This window comes from Clostridium liquoris (assembly GCF_002995785.1).
Lineage (GTDB): Bacteria > Bacillota > Clostridia > Clostridiales > Clostridiaceae > Clostridium_AO > Clostridium_AO liquoris.
Genome location: NZ_PVXO01000033.1, coordinates 23,476 through 30,834, shown reverse-complemented (window position 1 = coordinate 30,834; position 7,359 = coordinate 23,476). Strand labels below are relative to the sequence as shown.

The following is a 7,359-nucleotide window of genomic DNA, read 5'->3' as shown; positions in this document are numbered from 1 at the left end:
AATATCTTAAATTATATAAGCTATTCGTACAATATAAAACTTGAAAAAACTCTGGGGTGAAGCTGATTTCTATAGAAAAATTAATGTAGAAACTTCAGTACCTTGGGAGTTTTCGAGAATACTATTATGTATTTAAGAGGTGAAAGGTTTGAGTATACAAATATACCAGAACCTAAATTTCAAAATATATAAGGTTGGACATGGTTTTATTATTCATAATACAAATAAAAATTTTCAAAATGGTCATACTCATGTGCAAAAATATGACACTTGTATGATTATGATAAAGCTTATAAAACACAAAGCATTGCCTAGGAGTCATAGTAAATATTTTTTAGAAAGTCTTATAAGAATTAGTGATGATAATGAATATATAAAAAGAATAATGAAAATGTACCTATCTCAGGATAATGCCTGAGATTTTTTTTATTTATAAAATAGTTTACATATAAAATATTATGCAAATAGAAATAAATGTAAACTGTAACACTATATACAAAATATGAATAAAATAATAAAAAAGATCTTGGAGGATTCAAAATGAAAATTAACAATAGACTAAACAATATTCCTGAATACGAGTTAAGCAAAATAAAAAGTATAAAAGAAGAACTTATAAAAAAAGGAGAAGAAATTATAGATTTTGGAGTAGGAGATCCAGATCTACCAGTAGATAATAGTATCATAGCAGAAATGATAAGGTCTTTTGATAAAAATGGTTTTAACAATTATCCTCCATATGATGGAATAAAGGAATTAAAACAAGGAATAATAGAATACTATAGAGAAACTTTTGGTGTTAATTTAAATATGAATGAAGTATTAATACTTATAGGTTCAAAAGAGGGAATAAACAATCTAATGCCAGCTGTATGCGATTTAGGAGATTATGTTATAATTCCTAAGCCATCATATCCTGTCTATGAAGCAACGGCTAAATTATGGGGGGTAATTCCTTACAAGTTGCCTCTCAAAGAAAATGATGATTATTTACCCAATATTAAATTAATTCCTCAAGAGATAATTTCAAGATCTAAATTGTTTATAATTAATTATCCTAATAATCCCACAGGTGCTATTGCAAATGAAGCTTTTTATAAGGAAATTATTAAGTTTTGTTATAATAATGAGATAATTCTCTGTAATGATGGCGCTTATAACGAAATAATAAGATCTGGGGAGAAACCTTTAAGTGTGTTACAATTTGATTATAAAAAAAACTGTATAGAATTTGGTACATTTTCAAAGATATATAATATGACGGGATTTAGAATTGGATATATAGTTGGAAATAGCCAGGTCATTAAGGCCATACTTAAAATAAAAACCAATGTTGATTCAGGACAATTCATGCCTATACAGTATGCAGCACTTAAAGCAATAAAATTAGACAGAAATTATGTAAATTCCATAAGATATATATATGATAGAAGAATTGCTTTAGCAGAGGATATTTTATCAAAACATAATATAAATTTTTATAAGAATAGTGGAACTTTTTATTTATGGTGTAAAGTGCCTAAAGATTATACTACTAATGAGTTTTGCGAGGAATTATTAAAGAAATCTGGCATAATTGTTACTCCAGGATATGCTTTTGGCAACCTTTCTTATGGACATTTTAGAATATCTTTAACTAAAGATGATAAAATAATAGAAAAAGGGTTAAATAAGTTAGATATATATTAAATTCTTTCTATAAAATTAAATTTTACACTTTACATTGATTTTGTGATATAATTCAATTTACGGAGTAAATTAGAGCATATTTTGTGATATTGCAAAATATGCTTGAATTTATTATAAATATATATGTATAATGAGTATATGTTTAGCAAGTGGAAATGGAAGAAGGATGAATAAATATGATAAGAAGTATGACTGGCTTTGGTAGGGCAACCTTCGAGGATAATAGTAGAAGCTTTATTGTAGAAATTAAAACTGTAAATCATAGGTATTGTGATATAAATATTAGAATGCCTAAAAGTTTGATTTCCCTTGAGGACAAAATTAGAGCTACTATACAAGAAAAAATACACAGAGGTAAGGTGGATGTATTTATTACCCTAAATACATATGATAAAAAAGATGTAAGAACCATTTTTAATGAATCCTTAGCGGATAGTTACTTAGGGTGCTTAAAAGAAATAAAAGAAAAATATAATGTGAAAGATGATATTTCCGTATCACTTATTGCTAAATTCCCTGATGTTATAACTCTTCAACAAAATGAAGATGATATGGAAGAATTATGGAATAGCCTTTCAATACCTTTAAAGGAGTCCATTGGACTATTGGTAACTATGAGAGAAAAAGAAGGATTAAAACTTCAAGAAAATATTATAGAAAAGTGTAATAGAATTAAGAGTATAGTAGATAAAATAGAAGAAAGAGCAGCTTTAGTTCCTGTAAATTACAAGGAAAAATTAACTTCAAGAATTAAAGAACTTTTAGATGATAATCAAGTAGATGAAAGCAGAATTGCTATGGAAGTAGCTATGTTTGCTGATAAGTCTTGTATAGATGAAGAACTAGTAAGACTTAATAGTCATTTAATACAGACACAGGAAACTTTAAATTTAAATGAGCCTGTGGGTAGAAAATTAGACTTCATTGTTCAGGAAATGAATAGAGAAGTTAATACTATCGGATCAAAAGCTAATGACTTAGAAATATCAAATTTAGCTTTAAATATAAAAAATGAAATTGAAAAAATTAGAGAACAAATACAAAATATAGAGTAAAGCAGGAGGAGTTCAATGGGTATTAAGTTAATTAATATTGGATTTGGTAATATTGTTTCAGCTAATAGACTAGTAGCTATAGTAAGTCCTGAATCAGCGCCTATTAAAAGAATAATTCAGGAGGCAAGAGATAGGGGAATGCTTATTGATGCTACTTACGGCAGAAGAACAAGAGCTGTTATTATTACAGATAGTGATCATGTAATATTATCAGCGGTACAGCCAGAGACTGTAGCGCACAGACTATCTTCTAAAGAAGATGATGATATAGAAGAGGTTGAGGAATAATGAATAAAAAAGGATTGCTTATTGTGATTTCTGGACCATCAGGTACGGGAAAAGGAACAGTATGCAAAAAATTATTACAGAGAAATGATTTCTGGATCTCTGTATCTGCTACCACAAGGGCACCTAGAAAAGGTGAAGTGGATGGTGAAAACTATTATTTTATAAGTAAAGAAGAATTTATAAAAAGGATAGATAATGAAGATTTTCTAGAACATGCTGAGGTTTATGGAAACTACTATGGTACACCAAAATCAAAAGTTCTAGAACAAATAGATAATGGAAAAGATGTTATATTAGAAATTGACATACAAGGAGCTTTAAAGGTTAAAGAAAATTATCATGATGGAGTATTTATATTTATTCTTCCACCGTCAATGGAAGAACTGAAGAAGAGAATTATCAATAGGGGTACAGAAACAGAAGAATCTTTGATGACAAGATTTAAATCTGCATATAAAGAAATTAATTTTGTATCAAAATATAATTATGCTGTAGTTAATGATACAGTTGAAGAGGCTGTAAGAAAAATAGAATGCATACTTATAGCTGAAAAATGTAGAGTTGATAGAATAAAAAGTACTATATTTGACTCAAGGGAGGGGTTAATACATGAACAATTCTATGATTGATCCATCTGTGGTGGATTTATTAAAGAAAGTAGATAACAGATATTCTTTAGTAGCGGTAACATCTAAGAGGGCTAGACAGCTTATTAATGGTGAGAAAGCACTAATAGAAATTGATTCAACAAAGCCTTTAACAGTGGCAATAAATGAAGTGTACTCAGGTGCCGTTACTTATGAAACAGTTAAGGAAGGTATAAAATAACTATGGAATGTAAAAAAACTGTTGTAGTTGGTGTAACAGGAGGAATAGCTGTTTATAAGGCATTAGATGTAATAAGTAGATTGAGAAAAAGGAATATAGGAATACATGTTATAATGACAAAATCTGCTTGTGAGTTTGTGAACCCATTGAGTTTCCAAAGTCTAAGTCAAAACATGGTTATTACAGATATGTTTAATGAGCCTAAACATTGGGAGATACAGCATATATCCTTGGCAAAAAAAGCAGATTTAATGCTTATTGTACCTGCTACTGCCAATATAATAGGTAAAATAGCTAATGGAATTGCTGACGATATGCTTTCCACAACCATTATGGCTACAAAGGCACCAGTAGTCTTTGCCCCAGCTATGAATACAAATATGTATACTAATCCTATAGTAGAAAATAACATAAATAAGCTAAAGGAATATGGATATAAATTTATAGAACCTGAAGCTGGAAGACTTGCTTGTGGAGATATTGGAAAAGGAAAATTAGCTAATACAGAATTAATTGCTGAAATAGTAGAAAGTATGCTTTATCCCGTAAAAGACTTATTAGGAAAGAAAGTATTGGTAACCGCAGGACCTACCATGGCTCCAATAGATCCTGTAAGATACATAACAAATAAGTCTTCAGGGAAAATGGGCTATGCAATAGCAGAAGAAGCTAGAGATAGAGGGGCGGAAGTTACTTTGATATCAGGACCTACAAGCATAAAAGAACCTTTTGGAATGAAGGTTCTAAATGTAAAAACTAATGAAGAAATGTTTAATGAAGTTTTAAGGCATTTCCCAGAACAGCAAATTGTAATAAAAGCAGCTGCTGTGTCAGATTTTAAGCCAAAGGAGTATTCTGATAAAAAAATAAAGAAGACTTCAGATGATTTACATTTGGAACTAGTTAAGGATGCAGATATATTAAAAAGGCTGGGAGAATTAAAAAAATCTCAAGTACTTGTTGGCTTTGCAGCAGAAAGCAACGATTTAATAGAAAATGCTCAAATTAAACTTCAAAAAAAGAACTTAGATTATATAGTAGCAAATGACATTACAGGAGAAGGTATTGGTTTTGCTTCAGAAGAAAATAAAGTAACTATACTTTGCAAAGATGGCAGAAAGATACCTATGAATAAAATGTCTAAAAGGCAGGTAGCTGAAGAAATATTTAATCTAATAAATGAAGAAAGAAAGCATGAATAATTTAGATATTTAAAAGGGGCATATATTCGCATTAAATTCGCGAAAAAGCCTCTTTTATTTAGTATAATTGTAAATCGAAGGGTGATTAAGTGTATAAATATGCAGGCGTTGTGATAAATAGCAATTCTATACAGCTAGATAAACTTTTTACTTATGAGATACCTGAAAATCTTATAGAAAAAATAAAAATTGGAAATAGAGTATTGGTGCCTTTTGGATTAGGAAATAAAAAGGTGGACGCTTTTGTTATAGATCTCTATGAAGAAATAGGGGATATAAAGGGAATAAAAAAGATATATAGTATATTTAATGATTTCCCAATATTAACCCGAAAAAATTTAATACTTATAAACCAAATGAGAGAAAAGTATCTTTCTACATATATGGAATGTATAAAAACTATTATGCCTGCGGCTTTATTTAAAGGCATGAAGAATAAAAAAGAAATTTTAATATTTACTGGTAAAGCCTTAGAAGGGAAATTTCAAAAAGAACCTTATGTGAGTATCTACAATATTGTTAGAAAGAATAATGGCAAATTTACTAAGACTTCCCTAAGCAAAAATTTTCAAGTATCTTTATCTTCCATTAATACCATGCTTAAACATGAATTTTTAGTTCAAGAGGAATCTATAGTAAACAGATATAATGATAGGGAATATTTATTTTACGATAAAAAAGAATTAAATGAAGAACAAAAGAATGCTTTAAATAAAATACTTAATTCTCCTAAAAAGCTATTTTTAATTCATGGAGTTACTGGCAGTGGTAAAACAGAAATATATATGAATTTGGTACAGAAGATGATGGACGAAGGAAAAGAATCTATTATACTTGTACCTGAGATATCTTTAACTCCTCAAATGGTGGAAAGATTCAAGGGTAGATTTGGAAAGGATATAACTGTATTCCACAGTAAACTTTCTGATGGAGAAAGATTAGATGAATGGCTAAGAGTAAAGGAAGGAAAGGTTAAGGTAGCTATAGGGGCTAGATCTGCTATATTCCTGCCATTTGAAAAATTAGGACTTATTATCATAGATGAGGAGCATGAGGCAAGTTATAAATCCGATAGCGATCCAAAATATAATGCTAGGGAAATTGGAGAGATTAAAACTTCTTTAGATAACTGCAAATTGGTGTTGGGTTCTGCTACTCCTTCCATTGAAACCTTTTATAGATGTAATAAAGGAGAAATAGAACTTATCACTCTGAATAAAAGAGCAGATGGAGCTAGCATGCCCAAGATAGAAATAGTAGATATGAGAGAAGAACTTGCTAACAACAATAGATCTATTTTTAGCAGAAGATTATTTGAAGAGATTCAGCAAAGATTAGCTAAAAGGGAGCAAATAATTCTATTTTTAAATAGAAGAGGTTTTTCAACCTTTGTATCCTGTAGAAAATGTGGCTATGTTTTTAAATGCAATAATTGTGATATATCTTTAACCTACCATAGTTCAGGAGATTCTTTAGTTTGCCACTACTGTGGTAACAGGCAAAGAGTTACAAAGATATGCCCTAAATGTGGAAGTAAATATGTTAAGTATTTTGGCATAGGTACTGAAAAGGTTGAAGATGAAATAAAAAAATATTTTCCAAAGGCTAAAACATTAAGAATGGATTTTGATACCACTAGGAAAAAAAATTCTTATGAATACATTTATAATACTTTTAAAGAAGGAAAGGCTGATATTCTAATAGGCACCCAAATGATTGCTAAAGGATTAGATTTTCATAATGTTACCTTAGTCGGAGTAATAGCCGCAGATTTATCCCTAAATTTACCGGATTTTAGAGCCTCAGAAAGAACTTTTCAGCTTATAACCCAGGTTTCTGGAAGAGCTGGCAGAGGGAAAAAAGAAGGTCAGGTAATAGTACAAACCTATAATCCTGAAAGCCCTAGCATTATTTTTTCATCTCATAATGATTATTTAGGATTTTATAATGAGGAAATATCATTAAGAAAAATTATGAATTATCCACCATTTGCACAAATGATGCTTATAAACATGAGTAGTGAAGATGAGGAATTATTAATAAAAAATATACAAAATGTTGGTATAATTTTAAAAGACATTTTAAAAAATAATGATAAAATAGAGATATTAGGACCATGTCCCTGTGAAATATCAAAGATTAAAAATAATTATAGATGGCAAATAATAATAAAAGGGGATATGGATCTGAATTTAAAAAAATATATAAGAGATAGAATTTATGAAACTGTAAAAGAGGTATATAATCATATTAGGGTAAGCATAGATGTTAACCCCTTAAGTTTATTATAAAATATA

8 protein-coding genes are annotated in these 7,359 nt (G+C 29.3%); all 8 read left to right on the top strand.

Annotated features, from left to right (window positions below; all coding sequences use genetic code 11):
• The first annotated feature begins 148 nt into the window (after positions 1-148).
• The 8 genes from CLLI_RS06095 to priA all read left to right on the top strand — a co-directional run bounded on the left by CLLI_RS06095 (position 149) and on the right by priA (position 7,353).
• Positions 149-418, top strand: a complete 270-nt coding sequence (locus CLLI_RS06095; protein WP_106063331.1) for a hypothetical protein — start codon at positions 149-151, stop codon at positions 416-418.
• Positions 419-540: 122 nt separating this feature from the next.
• A complete protein-coding gene (locus CLLI_RS06090; protein ID WP_106063330.1) occupies positions 541-1,689 on the top strand; it encodes an aminotransferase class I/II-fold pyridoxal phosphate-dependent enzyme in 1,149 nt (382 codons plus the stop codon).
• A gap of 176 nt (positions 1,690-1,865) precedes the next feature.
• The gene (locus tag CLLI_RS06085) at positions 1,866-2,744 is read left to right on the top strand and encodes a YicC/YloC family endoribonuclease (RefSeq protein ID WP_106063329.1); all 879 of its coding nucleotides are present in this window, start codon (positions 1,866-1,868) and stop codon (positions 2,742-2,744) included.
• Positions 2,745-2,759: 15 nt separating this feature from the next.
• Complete coding sequence (gene remA / locus CLLI_RS06080) at positions 2,760-3,032, top strand: extracellular matrix/biofilm regulator RemA (protein WP_106063328.1); 273 nt, start codon at positions 2,760-2,762, stop codon at positions 3,030-3,032.
• Positions 3,032-3,661, top strand: a complete 630-nt coding sequence (gene gmk / locus CLLI_RS06075) for a guanylate kinase (RefSeq protein WP_106063327.1) — start codon at positions 3,032-3,034, stop codon at positions 3,659-3,661. The genes remA and gmk overlap by 1 nt, the downstream gene beginning before the upstream one ends.
• Positions 3,642-3,860, top strand: a complete 219-nt coding sequence (rpoZ, locus tag CLLI_RS06070) for a DNA-directed RNA polymerase subunit omega (RefSeq protein WP_106063326.1) — start codon at positions 3,642-3,644, stop codon at positions 3,858-3,860. Before gmk ends, rpoZ begins: the two co-directional genes overlap by 20 nt.
• Before the next feature lie 2 nt (positions 3,861-3,862).
• Complete coding sequence (gene coaBC, locus CLLI_RS06065) at positions 3,863-5,062, top strand: bifunctional phosphopantothenoylcysteine decarboxylase/phosphopantothenate--cysteine ligase CoaBC (protein WP_106063325.1); 1,200 nt, start codon at positions 3,863-3,865, stop codon at positions 5,060-5,062.
• 89 nt (positions 5,063-5,151) lie between these two features.
• The gene (gene priA / locus CLLI_RS06060) at positions 5,152-7,353 is read left to right on the top strand and encodes a primosomal protein N' (RefSeq protein WP_106063324.1); all 2,202 of its coding nucleotides are present in this window, start codon (positions 5,152-5,154) and stop codon (positions 7,351-7,353) included.
• The last annotated feature ends 6 nt before the right edge of the window (positions 7,354-7,359 follow it).